Consider the following 21,292-nt stretch of genomic DNA (forward strand, 5'->3'; position numbering starts at 1 on the left):
GCAAGGCCGCGGTCAGCTGTGCAGCGGTTGTTCGGTGGTGGCGCTGGTGTCGGTGTTCCAGGACGGGGCCCAGTTGTTCTCGGTGAACAGGGCCGGCACCGGACGCGCCTGGCGCCACTGTTGCTGGATGAGCAGGGGTGTTTCGTAGAAGCGATCCACCGGACCGATGCACAACAGGCCCAGCGGCACGGCGCCCGCGGGCAGCGCCAGCAGCGTGTGCAGGTCGCCGGGTTCGAACAGCGACACCCATCCGAGACCCAGGTGTTCGGCGCGCGCGGCCAGCCAGAGGTTTTGCACGGCGGCGCCCGCCGAGCACCACGCCATTTCGCTCGCCAGCGTGCGGCGACCGAACAGCGTGCCGTCGTCTGGCGCCAGCACCAGCGCCCACAGTTCGGCGCACTCGCGCACCCCTTCCACCCTCAGTGCCAGGAACTCAGCCGCACGGGGGCCCAGGGCCTGCGCGGTGCGCATGCGCTCCTGGTCCACGGCAGCGGCCAGCCGGTCGCGCAATACAGGGTCGGTGATGCGCAACACCCGCAGCGGCTGCATCAGGCCCACGGACGGCGCGGCGAGCAGCGCCGATTGCAGGCGGGCCCGCACGTCTTCGGCGACCTGCGCACCGGCAGTGAAGTGGCGCATGTCGCGCCGCACCTGCATCAGCGCCTGCACGGCTTCGCGTTCGCTGGCTGTGAAACGGCGCGCCGGATCGGGGTTGGCGACACAGGGCGGGATGGCTGTGCGCGGCATCACCCGCGCCACCGACACCGTGGCGTTGCGCCCGTCGCCGCCGCGCAGCCGGTGCTTCTCGACGCACAGGGCGGAGGCCTCGGTGGTGCCCGCGGCCAGCAGCGCCGCGGCTTCGGAGACCGAAGGGGTGCCGGTGTGGCGGCGCACGGTTTCGGACGGGTGGGGCACCACCACCTCGGCCAGCTGGGTGGCGGGGTAGAAGTGCAGCGGCCAGCCGGCCTGCGCGGCCAGCGCCAGCAGCGCGGGTTCGTCGGCCTTGAGCGTGATGCTGCCCACGCCGGTCACCTGTCCGCGCTGAAGGCCGGCCACGGCCAGGGCTTCGTCGACCGCTCGCGCCAGCGTAGCCAGGGGCGTGCCGCGGTCGCAGCCGATGCCCAGGGCCACCTTCATGCCGCGGCCTCGGTGGTGGCGTCGTTGCCGGCCGGCAGCGGCGGGCGGTACACCACCAGCCGCTCGTGCAGCGTCTGCCAGAGCGTGTCGTCCACCGGGCGGTGGGTGATCCACAGCACCGCGCGGTAGCGGGCCAGATCCACATCCTCCAGGCGCGTGTGGCGGTGGATGTTCGGCGGCAGCGGGGTGGGGCGGGTCCACCAGTGCGGGCTGCCGGCCTCCTGCACCACGGCCACCGGTTCCTCGTTGACCACCGCGGCCGAGACGCGGGTGATGTTGAGTTTGGGCGCCTCAACCTGCCAGCCCAGCTCACGGCCCAGGATGTCGACCGGGATGGTCTTGCCCACGTCCGACGCGGTGGTGAGCACCGCCGTGGCGCCCAGCAGCGCGGCCACGGTCTCGGCCATGGCGTTGGCGCCGCCCACGTGGCCCGAGAGCACGGGAATGACGAACTGGCCGGCGTCATCCACCACCAGCACGCCGGGGTCCTCGTCCTTGCTCTTCAGGTGGGGTGCGATCAGCCGCACCACCGCACCCAGTGAGACGAAGAACACGATCTGGTCGAAGGCCTGGAAGAGCGACCCGATCTGGTCCTTGAACGCGCCTTCGTACGCCTGCACCGGGTTGGACAGGCCCCTTGTGGCTTCTGCAAACTTGGCCGCGACACAGAGCGACGCCTGAGGCAGCTGCCGCGCCAGCGTGGCCGCCTGGGCAGAGCCGTGTTTCGTGATGGCGACCAGGCAGACGCGGGGAGGGGCGGTGATGTCCGGGTTCATGGGGTGGTCTCCAGTGGCGGTGGGCCGCTCTTTTTCAGGCAGCCCTTGATGCGCTCGCCGCGCACGCGATGAGGGTTCTTCACGATCAGCAGCGAGAGGTAGCTGACCTTGCTGCCGCGCAGCGTGAGCAGTTCGGGGCCGGACAGCCGGCGCTCGTCCAGCGCGCCCACACGCTCCACGAAATGCGCGCCGGCCAGCAGGTCGCGCGCCTCCAGCCAGTCCAGCAGGTCCTCGATCAGCGGCTTGATCTTCATCAGCACCAGGGTGTCGAAGTCGGGCAGCAGCCGGTCGACCGCGCCCACGCCGTAGGCCGCCGGCACGATGGCCACTGTGTCGTCCTGCTCGGCGAACGGTTCGCCCACATCCGCACAGGCCGCGGTGAACGAATTGACTCCTGCGATGGTGCGCACCGGCACCCGCTCGTCCAGCCCGCGCAGGGTGCGCGCGAGGTGGCCGAAGGTGGCGTAGGTGGAGGCATCGCCCTCGACCAGGAACAGCACCTCGCGCCCGGCCTGCAGCCAGGGCAGCACGGTCTGCGCGGCCTTCAGCCAGGCGCGCGCCAGCTTCTCGCCGTCGTGGGTCATGGGAAACAGCAGCGGCGTGTGCGTTTCGGGCAACGGCAGCCCGGCGCGCATCACGATGTCCAGCGCATAGCTGGGCGTCTTGCCACTGCGCACCGGGTAGACCCAGATGGCGTCGCGGCACTCCAGCGCGGCCCAGGCCGCGCGGGTGATCAGGCCGGGGTCGCCCGGGCCCAGCGAGATGCCGTGCAGGGTGCCCATGCGCGGGGTGGTTGAAGGCGTGACGTCAGCCATGCGCCGTCTCCTCGGCCGCCACCACCGGCCCGTGTTCGCCGTGGCCCATGGGGCCCACGCCGGCGCACACCAGCCACACCGGGTTCTCGGCCGCCATGCGGTGCATGTGCAGGATGGGGCGGCTGCGCGCCGCCTGCAGCTGCAGCACGTCCCAGTCGGCGTTCAGCTGCTGCAGGGCCTGGGTGGCGGTGGCCAGGTTCTCCAGTGTCACGAAGTTCATCACCAGCCGGCCGCCGGGCCGCAGGCGCCGCAACACCTGCTCGATCAGTCCGGCCAGCTCGCCGCCCGAGCCACCGATGAACACTGCGTCGGGGTCGGGCCAGTCCTCCAGGCCCTCGGGCGCCTTGCCGTGCTGCAGCGTGTAGTTGCTGACGCCGAAAGCTGCATGGTTGCGCCGGGCGATGGCGTGGTCGGCCTCGTTCTTCTCGATGGCGAACACATGGCCCTGCGGGCACAGGCGGGCGGCCTCCAGGCCCACCGAACCGCTGCCGGCGCCGATGTCCCAGACCACGCTGTCGGCGTGCAGCTGCAGCCGCGCCAGGCTGACGGCGCGCACCTCCTGCTTGGTGATCAGGCCTTTCTCGGGCTGGCGCTGCTCGAAGGCGCTGTCGGCCAGGCCGAAGCGCACCGGTTGCGGTCGCGGCCGGGTGCGCCACAGCAGCACCACGTTCAGCTCGGCAAAGCGCATGCTGGCCGCCTCGGTGGGACTGAGCTGCGCATGCACCTGTTCGTCGGGCTGCAGCAGGTCTTCAGCCACGGCCATGTGGAAGTCGCTGCCCAGACCTTCGGCCAGCAGCAGGCGGGCGATGCGGTCGGGGCAGTTGGCCGGGCTGGTCAGCAGCAGCAGGCGCTGCTCGGCGCGCAGGGCCTGGGCCAGCGCGTACAGGCCGTGCGAGGGTGGGGCACCGCGCTGCCACTCGCCTGCGTCGGCGGCGTGCACGGAGACGATGCGTGCGTCCTGCCAGGCCAGGCCCACGCGGGCACAGGCCAGTTGCAGGGTCGAGAGGTTGGGCAGGATCTCCAGCGCGTCCAGGCACAGGTGCTGGGCAAGGTAGGGTGCGATGCCGTGGCACAGCGGGTCGCCGGTGGCCAGCACCACGCAGGACTGGTGGGCCTCGCGTGCGGCGCGCACCCAGCCGGGCACGGCCTTCAATTGTCCTGTCAGGTCGTGGGTGAGGGTGCCGGGCTTGAGTGCGTGGCGGAACAGCGCCAGCGTGCGCGCGCCGCCAATCACCACGTCGGCCGTGCGCAGGTGGGCCAGCGCGGTGGCGCCGAGGCTGGCCACGCCGTCGTCGAGCACGCCGATGACGCGGCAGCGGTTGGGATCGTGGGAGGGCAGGTCGTTCATTCGGTGTCGAAGTCGAAGTGGTGGGTGTGGCCGATGCCGGTGCGGCCGGCGGTGGCGGGGCGGGGGCGCGCCTCGACGGGGGCCGAGCGCACGTCGGCCACCAGCTTGCCGCTGAAGTCGCACACCAGCACGCGCAGCGCAAACGCGTGGCCGTAGCGCTCGGGCGCGGTGAGTGTGTCGATGGCGCGCTGTGCGAGCGCCTGGTGAAAGGCCGGGCCCAGGCCGCGTTCGACCATCAGCTCGGCGCCGAAGCGCGCGGTCTCGGCGGCGGCGATGGCGGCGCAGTCTTCGTCCGTGGCGCCGATCTGCCGGGCGATCTCGGCGACCAGGTCGGTGTCCACCACGTTGCGGTTGGCGTGGGTGATGGTCTCGCCCTGGGCGATCTTGGTCAGCTTGCCCACCATCACGCCCAGCACCACCTCGGGCAGGCCCTGGGCCACCACCTCATCCAACGCGTAGCGCAGGAAGTCGCCCATCTGCACGAAGCAGGCGGCGGGCAGGCCAGGGCGTTCCGCACGCAGCGTCTGCATGGCAAATGTCTCGGTGCGGCCGCCGGTGGTCAGCGCCACCACACCGTGGTCCAGCGTGGCCGCCACCTGGATGCCCTGCACCACGCTGGCCCGCCAGGCGGCGGTGGAATAGGGTTTGACGATGCCGGTGGTGCCCAGGATGCTGATGCCGCCCAGGATGCCCAGCCGCGCGTTGGTGGTCTTCTTCGCCATCTCCTGGCCGCCGGGCACGCTCACGGTGACCTCCAGCCCGTGCTGTGTGAGTAGCCTCGGCGCGGCCTCGCGCAGGTTGTCGGCGATGTTCTGGCGCGGCACCGGATTGATGGCCGGACCGCCCACCGCCAGCCCGAGGCCAGGCAGCGTCACCGTGCCCACGCCGTCGCCGGCCACGAACGCGATCTCACCTGCCTTGCCGGGCAGCAGGCGCAGGTCCACCGTGAGGTGCGCGCCGTCGGTGCAGTCCGGGTCGTCGCCCGCGAACTTCACCACCATGGCGTGGGCGCTGTGCGCATCGCAGCGCCTGTCGTGCACGTCAAAACGCACCCGCTGGCCGTTGGGCAGCAGGCTCTCCATGGCGTCGGGCACCTGCCCGGTTTCCAGCCCCTGCGCCGCGGCCCGGGCGGCCGCGGCCGCGCAGGCGCCGGTGGTGAAGCCGGTTCGTGTACCGCGCGGGGTGGTGCTTTCCATTCAGGCGCCCTCGGCGCGTTGCTGTGCCTCGGCCAGCGCCAGCAGCGCGTGCAGGGCGGCGACCACCAGGGTGGAGCCGCCCTTGCGGCCGCGGATGACGATCCAGGGCACGTCGGCGATCTGCGCCATCAGGTCTTTCGACTCTGCGGCCGACACGAAACCCACCGGCATGCCCACCACCAGGGCCGGGCGCACGCCGTCCTCCATGATCAGCCGCACGAGTTCGATCAGCGCGGTGGGCGCGTTGCCGATGCCGACGACGGCGCCCTGCAGCAGGCCCAGGCGGTGTGCCTTGCGCATGGCCTGCACGGCGCGGGTGGTGTTCTGCGCCTGCGCCTGCGCAATCACGTCGGCGTCGCTGATGAACTGGTGCGTGGACATGCCGAAGTGCGCCAGGCGCGGCCGCGACAGGCCCGAACAGATCATCTCCACATCGGCCACCACGGGGGTGCCTCCGCGCAGCATCGCGGCCACGCCCGCACGCACCGCGCCGGGGTGGAAGTCGGTCAGGCCGTTGAACTCGAAGTCGGCGTTGGCGTGGATCATGCGGCGCACGATCGGCCACTGCTCGGCCGAGTAGGCGTGCCGCCCGGCCTCGGCGTCGATGATGGCGAAGCTGTCGTGCTCGATGGCCTGGCCGGCGGCGGTGAGCTGCTCGGTGACGGTGTTGACCGTGCTCATGCGGCAGCACCCTCGTGCGCATGGCTGTGCACGTGCACCGGGGCGTGCGTGTGCTCGTGGGAGTGCCCATGGCCCATGTCGTGTGCGAGCTCGCGGTAGCTGCAGCCGTCGCAGGGCAGCTTGCTGTCGGGCACACCGGCCAGCAGGTCGTGCACGCGCTGCTCCACCAGTTCGAAGATTTCTTTCTCGAACCCGAAGTGCGTGCCGCAGGCAAAGCGGATCTGCGGGTACTGCGCCCGCAGGTGGTCCACCTGGCGGTGGATGCGCTGCATCAGCGTGCCGGTGTAGAGGTAGTAGGGCAGCACCACCACTTGGCGCAGGCCGATCAGCACCTGCCGCTGCACCACGCGCTCCAGCCGCGGAAAGGTGATGCCGGTGAAGGCCAGGTCCACCAGCTCGTGGTCGCTTTCTTCCTGCAGCCAGCGCGCCATCTTGGCCATGTCGCCGTTGGCGCCACGGTCGGACGAGCCCCGGCCCAGCAGCACCACGCCGGTGGTGGTGGGGTCGGGCATGTCCAGCGTGGCCATGGCCTGGCGCAGGCGGCGCTTGAGGATGGCGAGGATGGGGTCGCAGGCGCTCAGGTGCGGGCCGTAGAGGAACTCGACGCCGGGTGCGTGCTCGCGGGCGTGCTCGATGGCCTCGGGAATCTCCATCTTGGCGTGACCGGCGGCATTCAGGATCAGTGGCAGCACCAGCACGCGGCGCGACGACCGCGCCGCGGCCAGCAGGCCATCGTGCAGCGAGGGCGCGGCAAATTCGATGAAGCAGACCTCGATGCGCCAGGCCGGCTGGCGCGCGCGCCACTGGTCGACGAAGACGCGGATTTCCTGGTTGCCGGTGTCCTCGCGCGAGCCGTGGCCCACCAGCAGGATCGTGGTGTGATTCATGTCGTGGCTTTCCTGAAGCGGTGTGTGAAGCCCGGGTCGTAGAGCCGGGACCGGGTCAGCTCGGGCCAGTGGCGCGCGCCCAGCGTGGGGCTGGCGATCACCATGGCCTGGCTGACGATGCCAGCGTCGCGGCACTGTTGTTTGATGGTGGCCAGCGTGCCGCGCACGATGCGCTCTTCGCCGGGCCAGCTGGCCTTGTGCACCACGAGCACCGGCGCGTCGTCGGACCAGCCGGCGGCGCGCAGGCCGGCTTCCACCTTGTGCAGCAGCGTGATGGACAGAAAGATGCACAAGGTCGTGCGGTGCGCCGCCAGCGCGGCGAGGTCCTCGCCGTCGGGCATGGGCGTGCGGCCTTCCACCCGCGTGAAGATGGTGGTCTGCGTGACCTCGGGCAAGGTGAAACTCTCGACCGCCGCCGCCGCCGAGGCCATGGCCGAAGACACGCCCGGCACCACCGCCACCGGCACGCCCGCGGCGTCCAGCGGCTGCACCAGTTCGATGAGCGTGCCGTAGAGGGCCGGGTCGCCGGTTTGCAGGCGCACCACGGTGTCGCAGCGCGCCGCGTTTGCGATCAGCCAGGCCGACATCTGCTCCAGCGTCATGTCCTTGCTGTCCGCGATCAGGCAACCCGGCGGTGCCCAGCGGGTGGCCGCCTCGTTCACCAGCGAACCGGCGAACAGGATGGCCCCGGCGCGCGCGATCAGGTCGCGCCCCTTGACCGTGACCAGGTCCGGGTCGCCCGGACCCGCCCCCACAAACCAGACCGTTCCGAGGCCCATGGTGTGCCCCCGGTCAGGCGGCCTGGTGCAGACGGCGATCCACCACCGCGCTGCCCTGCAGGCCACGCAGCGTCTTGGCCAGTGCGAGCACGGCCAGATCGATCAGCGGCTCGGCCAGCACCACGCTCATGTAGGCGGCGCCGAAGCTGCCGATGCTCACCAGGTTCTCGGCGCCCAGGCCACGCCCGTAGAGCGCCCAGAAACCCACCCACAGCACGATGCCGCCCTGGTAGGCCAGCGACAGCTTCAGGGCCTGGCCGTAGCGCAGATCCACATAGGCCATCTGGTCGGGAATCACGCGGCGAGCCAGCGCCGCGGTGGCGAACAGCGGCACCAGCAGCGTGGTCACGTTCATACCGTACTGCGGCAGGTCGAAGGGTGCAAAGAACAGGCCCTGGATCAGCAACCCACCCGCCAGCCCGATGGCCGCGGGTGCCGCGCCGAACAGCAGCATCAGCGTGGTGCCCAGGATCAGGTGCACCTCGGACACGCCCACCGGGTGGTGCGGCAGCACCTCGAAAAAGCAGAACACCAGCGCCGTGGCCAGCGCGGCCCGTAACAGCAGGGCCGCTGCGCCGTCCTTTCTGATCGCGTCCGCGGACAGCTTGGCCGTGTAGCCGATGCAGGCGGCCGCCGTGGTGTAGCTCAGGGCGAGCTTGGCCCCGTCCACCAGACCTGGTTCGATGTGCATGAAGTGACTCCTTGGGTTGGATGCGTTGGACACAACGCGGTTAAAAAGTCGGCAAAGACCCAAGGGAGAGGTGAGGACAGGTTCCGTCGGCGAACGGACAGCCCCCGGCGAGCGCACGCGCAGGCGCTGGCACAGACTCGCAAAGCAATGCGAAGGGACGACATGAGAACACCGGCGAAGACCCCTCACCGCCTTCCCCGACGGTGTTTGGGTAATGCGGCTGCGCTTGGGGCGCAGCCTCCTTGTTGGCCGGTATCCGGGCTGACAGAACGTTTCTCAAAGCCTTCCCGGTGTGACCCAGTGGCGAAATTTTGAGAAATGGGGGCCTTGGCAATGCCTTGGACCACCCGTCTGCTTACCGTTGCGGGGGCAGCGCAGGTTAGGTTCGTCCGTGTGGGACTCGCCCTCCTGCTTCCCGTTGAACTGCGATGCCTGAACAGCATCGCGAGCACCAACAGCTTTTATTCTATACCCCCAAAAATTGCTCGGAGCGTTTGAGCGGCAACGTTGCAATCCTAGAGCTCGTGCATCGGAGCATGGAGCACAGGCGAGAGGCTCGTATTGGCTGACACTCCGCACTCCAATGCTGCACTCCTGAAGCTGAAGTGCTTGCTTAGTGGGTGGGGAGTCCCCTTCTGCAGGTCTGTCTCGATCTCGCTCGCACCCACCCGGTCACATAGTTTCAGATGACGACTTGACCCAGAACAAGACGAAGGAAGGTATCAGGCGCAAGCTGTCGGCCCCTCAACTCGATGGGAGACCATCATGGAAACTCCGAGCAGTTCTGTTCACCACGAGCCTTGGAACAAGGGAAAGATAGTGGGGCAAAAGGCACCCTTCAAGCTGAAGGAGATATGGGCGTTACGGGTGCGCCTACAGATGCAAGGGCGCGTCCGAGAGCTTGCGCTCTTCAATCTCGGCATCGACAGCAAACTACGTGGTTGCGACCTCGTGGCCCTCAAGGTTCGTGATGTGTGTCACGGGGACCAACTGGCCGCGCGAGCCATCGTCATGCAACACAAAACGCAGCGACCGGTGCAGTTCGAAATCACCGCAGCAACCCGAGACGCGCTGCAGGCATGGATCCAGCTGGCAGCGTTGAAATCGGATGATTTCCTGTTTCCAAGCAGGTTGCACGAGTCTCCGCACCTGGGGACTCGGCAGTACGCGCGGATTCTTGGGCACTGGGTGGACGAACTCGGGCTGGATCGCGCCGACTACGGGACACATTCGATGCGGAGAACAAAGGCGACACTGATCTATCGTCGTACCAAAAACCTGCGAGCCGTGCAGTTGCTGCTGGGACACTCGAAGCTCGAATCGACCGTGAGATACCTCGGCATCGAACTCGATGATGCTCTCGAAATCGCGGAGCAGACGGAAATTTGAGCAGGGTATGAGTGGCCGATTTCTACTGGGCGCCCAGCGGCCACCCCTTTCGCGTGGAACTAAGGTTCACGACATCTGCCTCCCCTTCACAAGAAGGGAGTGCTTTGTTTGCCACTGATTTCCCGCGATATACACGCAGTCGTTGGACAAAAAAAGATCGAGACCGTTTGGGTGACCGCTTCGTCGACGAGAGCAGTCGTTGTGTGGTTCCCGGCGAACTACTGCAACCGCTGCGGAGCTGACTGTGACCTTGGGAGGTCTGCTTCATGCTGGCTGAGATCGTCAGACTCCTACTTCAACAGCACTTGGACACGCAATCGGCTTCTACTGGACGCACATTGTGCTGAGGGTCTGTAGGCCACTTCTACGTGGCAATCAACGCTGGTGCGTGCGATGGGATGAGCACGCGGGCCACGTCAGCACTGAAAAAAACGTAGGCAAGCACTGTGCGATCTCTCTCAGTTGCGGCAGCCCTAACTCCTTGCGGACGCAGCTGCCATCTCGGCCAGGAATGGGCCCTCTTGAGACCTTGGGCGCTCTATCAGGAAATCTTCACGGTTCTTCCCAGCGATCCAGGCTGGTGCCCTACCTCGTCCTGTCCAGGTCGCGCCGCTCTTTTCATCTCGATATTTTTGGGCTACTTTTTTGACGATGGGTTTCCAAGGGAAGACTTGCTGGGCAGTGAATCCAAACTCAGTCACCAGCTCGTGTACTTTCCTCAGCGCATCCTCGGATGCTTCTTTCCGGGCCCCTGAAATCGCGGCATCCAGCTGCGCGCGTTGTGCCAAAAGGTCCTTCAGTGTTGTTGTCATCGCTTTAAGTTTTTCCTCGGAATCTCGCATGTGACTGGATTATCCAGACAGCACCACTACGAGGTGATGTTCGACGGGCAAGCTCAATGCCAACCCTCCCGGCTGCGGCATACGCCAAAATAGTGCAACAACACGTCAACAACGGGAGGAACCATGGCCAGACGCAAGAAAACCAGCCCCTTGGAGGATGTGCTGGACCTCCTTGCAATGCTCCCCTGGTGGGCCTGCGTGGTGCTCGCTGCGGTGAGCTACCTTTCCCTGCATCCTTTGGCTGCCCCAATCCAAGCATCCGACATTCGGGGCCAAGGGGGCGCCATGGTGGGGGCCATGATGCAAAAGGCTGTGATCCATGGCCTGGCAACGGCCGGTCAGTACATCGTGCCGATTCTCTGCCTCGCAGCGGCGGCTCTCTCTGCCTGGCGACGCAAACAGCGCCACACCTTGGTTTCGGATGTGGCCCAGGCGCGCAATGCCGATGTCCTGGACGGAATGAGCTGGCGTGAGTTTGAGCTCTTGGTCGGTGAAGCCTACCGACAGCGTGGATACCGCGTTATCGAAATCGGCGGCGCTGGGCCAGATGGCGGTGTCGATCTCGTGCTGCTCAAAGGCAGCGAGAAATTCTTCGTGCAGTGCAAACAGTGGAAGGCCTACAAGGTGGGTGTGACCACGGTGCGCGAGCTCTATGGCGTCATGGCGGCCAAAGGAGCCACAGGCGGTTTTGTGGTTACCTCGGGGCGCTTTACCTCCGATGCGAAAGAGTTTGCGCAGGGTCGCAACATCGAGCTCATTGACGGCCCCGGACTGTTCGCAATGATCCAGCGGGCGAGGCTGGCTCAAGGTCAATCGGCGACATCTCGAAATGAATCGGCGAACTTAGCCGGAATATCGGAAGCTCTTGCCCAGGTCGCGGCCCTCGAACCAGCAGCCGCCAAAGAGACCTCCCAGCCTGAATGCCCGCGTTGCGGTGCAGCCATGGCGCTGCGTACCGCTCGACAAGGCGCGAACGCGGGCAACGGGTTCTGGGGATGCTCGACCTATCCAAGATGCCGAGGAACACGTGCGGCTGAGTAGTATTTTGTCTTCAGGGTGCAACCCAATGCGTTTCTTTCCATCTCAACGCCTGCATCTAAAACGACGCTTTCATGGGTCGTTTGCACTGCTGGGCCTTCTTTGCTTTGGTTTCGAGGCGAACGCGCAAAAACCCGTCTACCGCTGTGAGACGGCGGGCAAGGTGAGTTACTCGGACGCGCCTTGTATTGGCGCCAAGGAAATCGACGCAACGCCCACACAGGGCATGGACAAGATGACCGGCACAAGCCGCAAGGGTGCCGATGTACGGCGCCATGAACACGATGGTGCCATGGCCGATGCACTCAAGCCATTGACCGGCATGACGCCCGAGCAATACCGCGTGTACAAGCACCGCTTCAAGCTCAGCCCCGGGGACAAAGCGGAATGTGCACGACTGGACGCCAGCCTGCCAGGACTTAAGCAGCGGGCCGTTGCAGCGCCGTCCAGTGAAAAAGTCCTGGCCGACGTGGAGCTGTACAAAGCCCGCAAAAATTTCAATGACCTGAACTGCTAGCTTGGATCGCCCAACGGGCTGACTTTCATTCAGAGAATCTTGCTCAAAACTCAAGTCCCTGTGTGTCCAACTTATCGTGTAGCCCGCATGAGCCGACCACCTGTGCCGGTTACCCATGCATCCATGAACACCGTTCCGAACGCATTCGCTCTGAAGTTGCGCACCTGGATTGGGGCCTAACCCACATCCGTCAGCGCTTCACGTACTCGCCCCATCACCCATGTCAGCTCGACAGGCGAGATGTCCCAGCCTTTGCCTCGCGCGCTGTTTTCTACTTTCTGCAAGAGCGAATCGAGCGGTTCGTCGGGGCGCTCAGATTGTTTGCGTCTGCAGTAGCCGACGAGCTGTTGGGCCAAGTCCTCGCATATCTCATATCGCTCAATCCGCTCGGCATCAGTCAGGCCGGTGACGTACTTGCCGTCAATCAATCGGACCGCGAGTTTCGGTTGCGCGCCAGAAAGAGCGGCCGGCCACGGGTCCAATGGGAACGAGTCTGGAATCTTAGGCACGATACAGCTCCTTTAGTTTTGCTCTCAATTCTTCTTGCACCGCAGGGTCACTAATGCCCTCATGCGGATGCGTTTTGATGAGCTTGGCGAGATACCCATCGGGCCACCCCAACCCGTCGTCATCGAGCGCCAACCAGCTCTTGGGCTTCCGCCTCAAAGCGTCATCCAAAACCTGCATGCCACGGGGTTTTGCCAGGAAATCTTGGACGCCCATCCTGGCGCGAAAGGTGGCGCCGACCACTCTTGCTCTTTGGGACGGCCGCAGCTGTTTTGCTGCGCTTGCACACCCATAACGACGAACCCAGCTCGTCGAGAGCACTATCTCCACTTTGGGGTACGGTTGCAGCATTTTCTCAAGCAACTCAGCGTGCTGGAACAAGACATAGCCGTCGGGAGCACCCGAGATGTAGGGCCCGATGTTGGGATGCCAAAACACGTTCTCGTGGTGGAGCACTCCATCGAAATCGAGATACAGCACCGGGGCACCAGTCCCTCTCATACAGCTCTCTCCTATGCCGCGAAGCGCGGTTTGCTCGCCCCATGGTACCGAATCGTTGACGAACCCATTCTGAAACTTGGCCCAATCCTCTCGCGATCAAAGCGTCTTCACGGAACTGCGCTGCCCCACAGAATTTGAACAGTTGCGATGTTGTCTATTCGTCAATGTTCTTCACTCGGGATTCCACTGTGTTGCCGGCAGCGCGCCAATGCCGATCCATCATTGACCATTGGTTGCTTGCCCCATATGTAACGCTGGTGAGAGTTCTCAGCCGTCATTGAGGGTCACACCCCAATTGGCACATTGGGACGGATCTGGTCAATCCGGCACCGGCGTCAAGACTCTTTCAGCTCCTGCAGCTTCTTCAGCGCTTTGCCCGGCCCCATGCGCAGCACGTCTTCGATCTTGGCCAACTGCGCTGCCCGTGGGCGTACACCGCTGGTAGTCCATTTGTACACTGACAATGCAGAAGCTCCAAGCAACTGCGCAAAGTCGGTTCGCGTGATGTCGAGAGCTGTGCGCATCTTCTCCAAAAGCTCGGGGTTGAATTCGAACTGTGACGGCTTGGAAGATATCTCTGAGGTGGTTACCTTGGGGGTGTCCGCTACCTTGATCTGGCGCTGCGCCGTGTTCAATCGCGATGTGACGGTTTTGAGCTCACGCTTCAAAGCGGCGATCTCGGATCTATGGGTCGTTATGGCCTTGCGCATGCTTTGCAGCTCTGGCTTGAGCTCTTTGCGGGCCATGCGGACCACTTCGGCACGGAAGGCATTGGAAAACGTATTCATATCCCCAATGGTAACTTTCTCCGCTTATCGAGCGCTGGATACTGAACTGTGCCCTCTCGTACCGCAAAAAAACCGCCAGAGGCCCAGACCCGTGGCGGTTTTAGTCTGGCTTTGTCCTACTGCGCTGTACTTACTTCGCAGCCTTATCCGCCTTGCGCTTTGCAGCCTTGGGATCGACCACCGCCTTGAACTTGGCACCCGCCACAAACTTCGGCACCGTGCTCGCAGGGATCTTCAGCGCAGCGCCGGTTGATGGGTTCTTGCCCGTGCGGGCGGCACGCTTGGCAGACTTGAAAGTCCCGAAACCCACCAGTTGAACGGCATCGCCTTTCTTCACGGCGGTCTGGATGGTGTCGATCAAAGTGTCCAGTACAGCATTGGCTGCGACCTTGGACAGATCATTCTTGGCGGCGAGGATGGCAACGAGGTCGGCACGGTTCATGGATGCTCACAATGCAAAGAAGTTGAAAGGGCCGATTTATAACGCCCCCACTGACACCTGGCTTGCGAAGGCTCAATGCTGCAGTGCACTTTTTGGAGAAAACTCAACCCCCGTGCGCTTCACCAACTCCTGGTAGCTGATCGGCCGACCCACCGTCTCACCCTCCCGGTTCTCCTGCCAATGCGCCCAGGCGCGCTTGTCCGTCGCGTCATAGACCAGCTTGTACAAATAGGTGGGTGTTGATTTCCACGCAGAAGTGACCCACTAACCCCCAGGATTTCCATCTAAACCTGACCCACGTACTAACCCTAACCTGCTGCTTTGTTGAGCAGCAGGAGACCAGGAGTGATAGACGTGGCAACACTGAGTGTCATCAGGCGCTGGGCCCTGCGAGAGCAGTTGTCCATCCGAGAGATCGCCCGCCGCACGGGCCTCTCGCGCAACACCATCCGCAAGTACCTGCGCGCAGGCGAGGCCGAGCCGCACTATGCCAAGCGGGTCAGTCCATCCAAGCTCGATCCCTTCGCATCGAAGCTCTCGGGCTGGCTCAAGACGGAAGCTGGCCGATCCCGCAAGCAGCGGCGTACCGTCAAGCAGATGTACGCTGATCTGCAGGCCCTGGGCTATACCGGCTCCTACAACCGGGTTGCCGCCTTTGCCCGGCTGTGGCAAGAGCAGCGCGTGGTGGCCCAGCAGACCACCGGCCGCGGCACCTTCGTTCCCCTGGCCTTCGGCCCAGGTGAGGCCTTCCAGTTCGACTGGAGCGAGGACTGGGCAGTGCTGGCCGGAGTGCGCACCAAGCTGCAAGTGGCCCACTTCAAGCTCAGCCACAGCCGAGCGTTCTACCTGCGCGCCTATCCGCTGCAGACGCACGAGATGCTGTTTGACGCTCACAACCATGCGTTCGTAGTTCTGGGCGGTGTGCCCCGCCGTGGCATCTACGACAACATGCGCACCGCTGTAGACCGGGTGCGCCGTGGCAAGGAGCGCGACGTCAATGCGCGCTTTGCGGCCATGGTCAGCCACTTCCTGTTCGAGGCCGAGTTCTGCAATCCCGCGTCGGGCTGGGAGAAGGGCCAGGTGGAGAAGAACGTGCGCGACGCCCGCCATCGTCTGTGGCAGGTGGTGCCGCCATTCCCAGGCCTGACTGAGCTCAACGCCTGGCTTGAGGAGCGCTGCGTGGCCTTATGGAATGAGATCGAGCATGGCAAGTTGCCGGGCACCGTCGCGGATGTCTGGGCTCAAGAGAAGGCAACCTTGATGCCGATGCCTCGGCCCTTCGATGGCTTTGTGGAGCACACCAAGCGCGTCTCGCCCACCTGCTTGGTCCACTTCGAGCGCAACCGCTACAGCGTGCCGGCCCCGTATGCCAACCGGCCTGTAAGCCTGCGGGTCTACGCAGACCGCTTGGTGATTGCCGCCGAAGGCCAGATCGTGTGCGAGCACCAGCGCCTGATCGAGCGTAACCACCATGGTGCTGGGCTGACCGTCTACGACTGGCGCCACTACCTGGCGGTGCTGCAGCGCAAGCCCGGAGCCTTGCGCAATGGTGCTCCGTTCCTGGAGCTACCAGCGGCCTTCAAGCGACTGCAGGCCACCTTGCTCAAGCAACCCGGCGGCGACCGGGAGATGGTGGAGGTTCTGGCACTGGTGCTGCACCACGACGAGCAGGCGGTACTCACCGCAGTGGAGCTGGCACTGGAGTCAGGTGCTGCCAGCAAGACCCACATCCTGAACGTGCTCCATCGCCTGCTGGACGGCAAGCCCGCTCCAGCACCGGTCACTTCGCCCCAGGCCCTCAAGCTGGCGGTGGAACCCCAGGCCAATGTGCTTCGCTACGACCAATTGAGGGAGGTGCGCTATGCGTCATGACCCTGCCATCGCTTCCATCGTGATCATGTTGCGCGAGCTCAAGATGCACGGTATGGCCCAGGCGGTTGCGGAACTGGCTGAGCAAGGTGCACCGGCCTTCGATGCGGCACAGCCCATCCTGTCTCAACTGCTCAAGGCCGAGACCGCCGAGCGGGAGGTGCGCTCGGTAGCCTACCAATTGAAGGTGGCCAGATTCCCGGCGTACCGGGACCTGGCTGGGTTTGACTTCGGCCACAGCGAGGTGAACGAGGCACTGGTACGCCAGCTGCACCGGTGCGACTTCTTGGAGAACGCCAACAACGTGGTGCTGGTGGGTGGACCGGGTACGGGCAAGACCCACATCGCCACAGCCCTCGGGGTGCAAGCCATCGAGCACCATCACCGCAGGGTGCGGTTCTTCTCCACGGTGGAGCTGGTCAATGCGTTGGAGGAGGAGAAGGCCAACGGCAAGCCCGGACAGTTGGCCCACCGCCTGGCCTATGCCGATTTGGTGATCCTGGATGAGCTGGGCTACCTGCCGTTCAGTACGTCAGGAGGCGCCTTGCTGTTCCACCTGCTGTCCAAGCTGTACGAGCGCACCAGCGTCGTGATCACCACCAACCTGAGCTTCAGCGAATGGGCCAGTGTGTTCGGGGATGCGAAGATGACTACGGCATTGCTGGACCGGCTTACGCATCACTGCCATATTCTGGAAACCGGTAACGACAGCTATCGATTCAAGAACAGCTCTGCACAGCAACCACCACAGACCACCAAGAAGGAGAAGACAGCCAAGAACTTATCCACAACGTGAGCGTGAAGTTCACAAACCAGGGTGGGTCAGATCGAGATGGAAATGGTGGGTTAGGTTTGCGTGGAAATCAACAAACTCATCAACGACCACAACCCTCTGCCGCTGCGCGGGCAGTTCGACAGCGGCCTCTATGGCGCGTTCAACTGGGCCGCGCTGGAAAACGGCCCCGAGCAATGGCGTGTCGAGATCACCAAACCCGCCAGCAGCAAGCCCGTGCACGGAGTGGACTCCTGCTGCGGATCCTGCGGCGGCTGACCGGGAGCCATTGCCATGACCTTCGTGGTCACTGACGCCTGCATCAGCTGCAAATACACGGACTGCGTCGACGTCTGCCCGGTCGACGCGTTTCGCGAAGGACCGAACTTTCTGGTGATTGACCCCAACGAATGCATCGACTGCGCGGTCTGTGTCCCGGAATGTCCGGTCGCGGCGATCTACGCCGAAGAAGACGTGCCCAGCGACCAGCGCGACTTCACGCTGCTCAACGCCGAACTGGCCCGGCAGTGGAAGCCGATCACCCGGACCAAGCCCGCGCTGCCAGATGCCGACGCGTGGAGCAAGGTTCATGACAAGCTCGGAGAGCTCAAACGGTAGCGCTAGAAACCTTCACCCCGGCGCACGCGGCCCATGCGGCCGGTGCCAAGGGTAAAGGCGAAAAATGAGGAACGGACGGAAATAGCGATGCCGCGAGCGTTCCTCACCGCTTCACCGTCTCACAGGCCCAGCGACAGCATCGCGGCCTCGGACATCCTAGAGCGGTCCCAGGGAGGATCGAACACGAAATCCAGATCCACCTGCGCCACACTGGGCAAGGCCAGCAGTTTCTCGTGGATCTCTTCCACCAGCAGGTCCCCCATGCCGCAGCCGGGCGCCGTCAGGGTCATCTCGATCGACACCCTGAAATCGTCGCTGTCGTCCATCGGCAGCACGTCACAGGCATAGATCAGGCCGAGCTCAACGATGTCCACCGGAATCTCCGGGTCGTAGCAGGTCTTGAGCGTCTGCCAGACCTGCGCCCGCACACCTTCGGGCCCCTCCGCTTGCACCACCACCGGAGCCACCGGCACCGGCTTGCCGATGGCGTCGGCATCCGCACCGGCCAGGCGCATCAGCTGGCCATCGACCAGCAAGGTGAACGACGCGCCGAGCGCCTGGGTGATCTGCACCAGCGTGCCTGCCGGCAGTTCGGCTGGAGTTCCATCGGGCACGCAGGCTACCTCGACATTGCGCCTGACGATCACCCGTTCGCGTCGTGCACTCATGGCGTCGCCTCCGACGCGTTGCTGGCGCTCTCGGCCTCAGCGGCCAAGGCGTGCATCAGCGCGTGCCAGCCCAGCAGCGCGCACTTGATGCGGCCTGGGTAACGGCTCACACCGGCCAGGCTGATCAGCTTGCCCAGGTGCGCTTCTTCGGCCTCCATCTGGCCAGTGAGCACGGCGCGGAACCGGCCCTGCAGCGCCTGCGCCAGCGCCACCTCTTGCCCGAGCACCGCCTCGCTCATCATGGACGCGGACGCGATGCAAATCGCGCAGCCCTGGCCGTGAAAGCGGATGTCGCTCACCCGCCCATCGTCGACCACCAGGGCCACCCGCAGGTCGTCACCACATTGCGGGTTCTGGCCGCGCGCTTGATGTGTTGGTGCGGCCAGCGTTCCGAAGTGGCGCGGCGCGCGCTTGTGATCCATCACCACGTCTTGGTAGAGGTCGATTTCGGCGGCTGTTTCTGAAATCATTGCAGCACCTTTATGGCATGCGCAACGCCGGCGAGCAGGCGCTCCACCTCGGCGTGCGTGTTGTAGAGCGCAAACGAAGCGCGCGTGGTAGGCCCCAGGCCCAGGTGTTCGAGTAGCGGCTGGGCACAGTGGTGACCGGTGCGCACCGCGATGCCGAGTTGGTCCAGCACGGTGCCGATGTCGTGCGGGTGCACGCCATCGGCGACAAACGAGACGATGGCCGATGCGCGGCTGTGGGCCGACAGCACCGTGATGCCGGGCAGCGCGGCCAGCCCCGCGGCAGCGTGTTCGCGCAGCGCGCTCAGGTGGACGTCGATGCGATCGCGCCCGATCTGTTCGATGAAGCCCGCCGCAGCCGCCATGCCGATCGCACCCGCGACGTTGGGCGTACCGCCTTCCAGCCGCGCCGGCAGTTCGGCAAAGCTGGCCTCGGTGGCGCTCACCCAGGCCACCATGTCGCCGCCGTAGCGCAAGGGCTCCAGCCGTTCCAGCGCGGCACGCCGGCCCACCAGCACGCCACTGCCCATGGGCCCGTACATCTTGTGGCCCGAAAAGGCAATGAAATCGCAGGCCAGCGCCGACAGGTCGGGCACCCCGTGGGCCACGGCCTGGGCTGCGTCGAGCACGGTCAGCGCGCCCGCGTCGGAGGCGAGCTGGAACAGGGCCTCGTAGGGCGGGCGCTCGCCGGTGGCGTTGGCGCAGGCGGTGAGCGCCAGCACGCGGGTGCGGGGGGTGAGCAGGCGGCGCAGGTCGGCCACATGCAGCCGCCCCTGGGCATCGGGCAACAACACGCGCAACACCGCACCGGTGCGCCGCGCCGCCTGTTGCCAGGGCACGAGGTTGGCGTGGTGTTCCAGGCCGCTGACCACGATCTCGTCGCCGGCCTGCAGCCAGGCGGACCGATGGCCGGCGGTGGAGAGGCCATGGGCCACCATGTTCAGCGCGTCGGTGGTGCCCAAGGTGAACACCAGCTCGTGATCGGGTCCGGCGCCGACAAAGCGCTTGAGATCGCTGCGGGCGCGCTCGAAGGCGTCGGTGGCGCGCTGGCTCAGCGTGTGCACACCGCGATGGATGTTGGCCCGGTCGTGCTGCTCGAAGGCGCGCATCGCGTCCTGCACCGCCAGGGCCATCTGGGTGGTGGCCGCGTTGTCGAGGTAAGCCAGCTCGGCACCGTGAATGCGCTGCGCGAGCACCGGAAACTGCGAGCGTACGGTATCGAGCGCCAGGCGGTCGGTCCAAAGGGCGTCACCCATGGGCGGCCTCCTGCTGAGTGGTAGGGGCGGTGGGGTCATCGCTCAGGTGATGGGTCACCGCTTGGTGCAGCAGGCCCGCGAGGTCGAGCGACTCGATGAACTGGGGATTACCAAAGGCCCGCGCGAGCAAGGCGCTGGCCATGCCTTCGATGATCAGGCCGCGCGCGCTGCGTTCGTCCAGGCCGCGCTGGCGGGCGTAGAACAGCGCGTCTTCGGGCAAGGCGCCCCAGGTGGCGCCGTGGGCCGCCTGCACCTGGTCGTGTTGGATCTCCAGGTGCGGCCGCAACACCAGCCGGGGCTGGCCGCCGGTGGGAACGCCCGTGAGCCGCTGCCGCACCTCCGCGTCGGCCGCGCCCGGTGCGATGCGGGTGTAGGCGTTGACCACCGCGCGCGCCGCGCCGCTGGCCAGCGCCAGCGCCTCGACGTGGCTGCGGGTGCGCTCGCCGGTGTGCAGCATACGCACCTGTTGTTCAAGGTCGGCACCGGCCGCCAGCAGCAAGCCCACGCTGCGGGCCTCTGCGCGGACACCCGCCAACTCGACTACCTGGCGTTGCAGGTGGTAACGGCTGCCGGTGGCGATCAGGCCTTGTTCGTAGCGCGCGTCCGGCCCGAGCTGCAGGTGCAGGTGGTGGGCGACCCGGTCGGCCGCGCCGGGCTGTACGCTGCGCAGGTGCTGCAGGGTGGCGCTCGCGCCGAGCCGGATGTGGGTGTGCAAGTTCTGCACCACCGGCTGCTCACAGGCCACCCCTTCACGGTGATGGCGGTGGTGGGTTTCCACCAGCACGCAGTGCACGCCGTCCTGCACATCGATCACCAGCGTCGGTGCTTCGACCGCGCTGCGTGGCTGGTGCCGCAGCTGTATCCACACCGTCTCTGCGACCCTGTGACCGCTGTCGTGTTCACCGCCAACGCGCAGCCGCAGGCCGTGACGGCACAGCGCGTGGTGCACCCAGGCAAACGGCGCGGCATCTTGCTGGGTGGTATCACCAGTTTCGGCCACACCTTCGGCATGAAAGGGCAACGGCAGGCCGGCAAACAGCTCCTTGCGCTGCGCCGGGTCGGTGGCATCGAGCCAGCGGGCGTCCACACGGCCTTGCGGCGTCTGACCGAGCGGGTGCAGCGTCCAGCCTGCGCCGCTCAGCGGGCGGGCGTCACAGCCGGTCGACGCGGCTTCGGGCGCTTCGCCCAGCCAGACAGCGGCCGGCGGTGGCGGCAGATGGCGAAACGCCTCGGCGTCTCGCGGGATCCAGCCCGCATCTTGCAGCCGGTGGCGGGCGGCCAGGATGTCGGCGCGTGCGTGGTCCATGC

At 65.6% G+C, this 21,292-nt stretch carries 25 protein-coding genes, 1 pseudogene and 1 riboswitch; of the genes and pseudogenes, 7 read left to right on the forward strand and 19 right to left on the reverse strand.

The genetic code is table 11. The annotated features are described in order from the left end of the window. Window positions 1-12 precede the first annotated feature (12 nt). From bluB to K226_RS0106785, 9 genes are read right to left on the reverse strand one after another with little or no spacing between them, the layout of a single operon-like run. Window positions 13-1,137, reverse strand: coding sequence for a 5,6-dimethylbenzimidazole synthase (gene bluB / locus K226_RS18745; protein ID WP_024814081.1), 1,125 nt, complete (start codon window positions 1,135-1,137; stop codon window positions 13-15). Beyond that, window positions 1,134-1,913: a cobalamin biosynthesis central domain-containing protein gene (locus tag K226_RS0106750; protein WP_008906448.1), complete on the reverse strand. Its 780-nt coding sequence runs from the start codon at window positions 1,911-1,913 to the stop codon at window positions 1,134-1,136. The genes bluB and K226_RS0106750 overlap by 4 nt, the downstream gene beginning before the upstream one ends. Next, a complete protein-coding gene (gene cobI / locus K226_RS0106755) occupies window positions 1,910-2,728 on the reverse strand; it encodes a precorrin-2 C(20)-methyltransferase (protein ID WP_008906449.1) in 819 nt (272 codons plus the stop codon). The genes K226_RS0106750 and cobI overlap by 4 nt, the downstream gene beginning before the upstream one ends. After that, window positions 2,721-4,076 (reverse strand): bifunctional cobalt-precorrin-7 (C(5))-methyltransferase/cobalt-precorrin-6B (C(15))-methyltransferase, encoded by a 1,356-nt coding sequence (locus K226_RS0106760; protein ID WP_008906450.1) that lies wholly within the window; start codon window positions 4,074-4,076, stop codon window positions 2,721-2,723. Before K226_RS0106760 ends, cobI begins: the two co-directional genes overlap by 8 nt. Further along, window positions 4,073-5,272 (reverse strand): cobalt-precorrin-5B (C(1))-methyltransferase, encoded by a 1,200-nt coding sequence (locus tag K226_RS0106765; RefSeq protein ID WP_008906451.1) that lies wholly within the window; start codon window positions 5,270-5,272, stop codon window positions 4,073-4,075. The genes K226_RS0106760 and K226_RS0106765 overlap by 4 nt, the downstream gene beginning before the upstream one ends. Further along, entirely contained in the window at window positions 5,273-5,953 is a 681-nt protein-coding gene (locus K226_RS0106770) for a precorrin-8X methylmutase (RefSeq protein WP_024814083.1), read from the reverse strand. Beyond that, window positions 5,950-6,840: a sirohydrochlorin chelatase gene (locus tag K226_RS0106775; RefSeq protein WP_008906453.1), complete on the reverse strand. Its 891-nt coding sequence runs from the start codon at window positions 6,838-6,840 to the stop codon at window positions 5,950-5,952. Before K226_RS0106775 ends, K226_RS0106770 begins: the two co-directional genes overlap by 4 nt. Beyond that, window positions 6,837-7,619, reverse strand: coding sequence for a precorrin-4 C(11)-methyltransferase (cobM, locus tag K226_RS0106780; RefSeq protein ID WP_008906454.1), 783 nt, complete (start codon window positions 7,617-7,619; stop codon window positions 6,837-6,839). Before cobM ends, K226_RS0106775 begins: the two co-directional genes overlap by 4 nt. 13 nt (window positions 7,620-7,632) lie before the next feature. Next, window positions 7,633-8,310 carry an energy-coupling factor ABC transporter permease gene (locus K226_RS0106785; protein WP_008906455.1) on the reverse strand — a complete coding sequence of 226 codons (678 nt, stop codon included), beginning with the start codon at window positions 8,308-8,310 and terminating at the stop codon, window positions 7,633-7,635. A 229-nt stretch (window positions 8,311-8,539) separates the two neighbouring features. Beyond that, window positions 8,540-8,781: riboswitch (cobalamin riboswitch) on the reverse strand. Window positions 8,782-9,075: 294 nt separating this feature from the next. On the opposite strand from K226_RS0106785, the gene K226_RS0106790 reads away from it, so the two are divergent. Then, the gene (locus K226_RS0106790; RefSeq protein ID WP_024814084.1) at window positions 9,076-9,699 is read left to right on the forward strand and encodes a tyrosine-type recombinase/integrase; all 624 of its coding nucleotides are present in this window, start codon (window positions 9,076-9,078) and stop codon (window positions 9,697-9,699) included. Between the two features lie 473 nt (window positions 9,700-10,172). Here K226_RS0106790 and K226_RS19435 read toward each other — a convergent pair whose 3' ends face one another. After that, window positions 10,173-10,541 (reverse strand): H-NS family nucleoid-associated regulatory protein, encoded by a 369-nt coding sequence (locus K226_RS19435; RefSeq protein ID WP_369795401.1) that lies wholly within the window; start codon window positions 10,539-10,541, stop codon window positions 10,173-10,175. Between the two features lie 123 nt (window positions 10,542-10,664). Here K226_RS19435 and K226_RS0106795 point away from each other — a divergent pair, with 123 nt between their 5' ends. Next, window positions 10,665-11,582: a restriction endonuclease gene (locus K226_RS0106795; RefSeq protein WP_024814085.1), complete on the forward strand. Its 918-nt coding sequence runs from the start codon at window positions 10,665-10,667 to the stop codon at window positions 11,580-11,582. Between the two features lie 160 nt (window positions 11,583-11,742). Further along, window positions 11,743-12,096, forward strand: coding sequence for a DUF4124 domain-containing protein (locus K226_RS18750; protein WP_238324202.1), 354 nt, complete (start codon window positions 11,743-11,745; stop codon window positions 12,094-12,096). Window positions 12,097-12,272: 176 nt separating this feature from the next. Here K226_RS18750 and K226_RS0106805 read toward each other — a convergent pair whose 3' ends face one another. The 5 genes and pseudogenes from K226_RS0106805 to K226_RS20200 form a co-directional block, all read right to left on the reverse strand. Then, complete coding sequence (locus K226_RS0106805) at window positions 12,273-12,605, reverse strand: hypothetical protein (RefSeq protein ID WP_024814086.1); 333 nt, start codon at window positions 12,603-12,605, stop codon at window positions 12,273-12,275. Then, window positions 12,598-13,083 (reverse strand): HAD domain-containing protein, encoded by a 486-nt coding sequence (locus K226_RS0106810; protein WP_238324203.1) that lies wholly within the window; start codon window positions 13,081-13,083, stop codon window positions 12,598-12,600. Before K226_RS0106810 ends, K226_RS0106805 begins: the two co-directional genes overlap by 8 nt. A gap of 356 nt (window positions 13,084-13,439) precedes the next feature. After that, window positions 13,440-13,892 (reverse strand): transcriptional regulator, encoded by a 453-nt coding sequence (locus K226_RS0106815; RefSeq protein WP_024814088.1) that lies wholly within the window; start codon window positions 13,890-13,892, stop codon window positions 13,440-13,442. A gap of 130 nt (window positions 13,893-14,022) precedes the next feature. Continuing rightward, window positions 14,023-14,334, reverse strand: a complete 312-nt coding sequence (locus tag K226_RS0106820) for an HU family DNA-binding protein (RefSeq protein WP_024814089.1) — start codon at window positions 14,332-14,334, stop codon at window positions 14,023-14,025. Between the two features lie 72 nt (window positions 14,335-14,406). Continuing rightward, window positions 14,407-14,571, reverse strand: a pseudogene (locus tag K226_RS20200) (DNA/RNA non-specific endonuclease); the annotation flags it as partial. Window positions 14,572-14,679: 108 nt separating this feature from the next. Between K226_RS20200 and istA the strand changes: the two are divergent. From istA to fdxA, 4 genes are read left to right on the forward strand one after another with little or no spacing between them, the layout of a single operon-like run. Further along, complete coding sequence (gene istA, locus K226_RS0106830; RefSeq protein ID WP_024814090.1) at window positions 14,680-16,206, forward strand: IS21 family transposase; 1,527 nt, start codon at window positions 14,680-14,682, stop codon at window positions 16,204-16,206. Continuing rightward, window positions 16,196-16,999, forward strand: a complete 804-nt coding sequence (gene istB / locus K226_RS0106835) for an IS21-like element ISThsp10 family helper ATPase IstB (RefSeq protein ID WP_024814091.1) — start codon at window positions 16,196-16,198, stop codon at window positions 16,997-16,999. Before istA ends, istB begins: the two co-directional genes overlap by 11 nt. Window positions 17,000-17,059: 60 nt before the next feature. Next, entirely contained in the window at window positions 17,060-17,254 is a 195-nt protein-coding gene (locus K226_RS18755; RefSeq protein WP_081739333.1) for a DUF2249 domain-containing protein, read from the forward strand. A gap of 15 nt (window positions 17,255-17,269) precedes the next feature. Further along, window positions 17,270-17,593, forward strand: coding sequence for a ferredoxin FdxA (gene fdxA, locus K226_RS0106845; protein WP_024814092.1), 324 nt, complete (start codon window positions 17,270-17,272; stop codon window positions 17,591-17,593). A gap of 119 nt (window positions 17,594-17,712) precedes the next feature. On the opposite strand, the gene sufT is transcribed toward fdxA, so the two are convergent. The 4 genes from sufT to K226_RS0106865 are packed head-to-tail and all read right to left on the reverse strand — an operon-like array spanning window position 17,713 to window position 21,290. Further along, window positions 17,713-18,261, reverse strand: coding sequence for a putative Fe-S cluster assembly protein SufT (gene sufT / locus K226_RS0106850; protein ID WP_024814093.1), 549 nt, complete (start codon window positions 18,259-18,261; stop codon window positions 17,713-17,715). Next, a complete protein-coding gene (gene sufU, locus K226_RS0106855) occupies window positions 18,258-18,731 on the reverse strand; it encodes a Fe-S cluster assembly sulfur transfer protein SufU (protein ID WP_024814094.1) in 474 nt (157 codons plus the stop codon). The genes sufT and sufU overlap by 4 nt, the downstream gene beginning before the upstream one ends. Beyond that, window positions 18,728-19,984: an aminotransferase class V-fold PLP-dependent enzyme gene (locus tag K226_RS0106860; RefSeq protein ID WP_024814095.1), complete on the reverse strand. Its 1,257-nt coding sequence runs from the start codon at window positions 19,982-19,984 to the stop codon at window positions 18,728-18,730. Before K226_RS0106860 ends, sufU begins: the two co-directional genes overlap by 4 nt. Next, a complete protein-coding gene (locus K226_RS0106865) occupies window positions 19,977-21,290 on the reverse strand; it encodes a SufD family Fe-S cluster assembly protein (protein ID WP_024814096.1) in 1,314 nt (437 codons plus the stop codon). Before K226_RS0106865 ends, K226_RS0106860 begins: the two co-directional genes overlap by 8 nt. Window positions 21,291-21,292 lie beyond the last annotated feature (2 nt).

This window comes from Acidovorax sp. JHL-3 (genome assembly GCF_000526295.1).
Lineage (GTDB): Bacteria > Pseudomonadota > Gammaproteobacteria > Burkholderiales > Burkholderiaceae_C > Acidovorax > Acidovorax defluvii.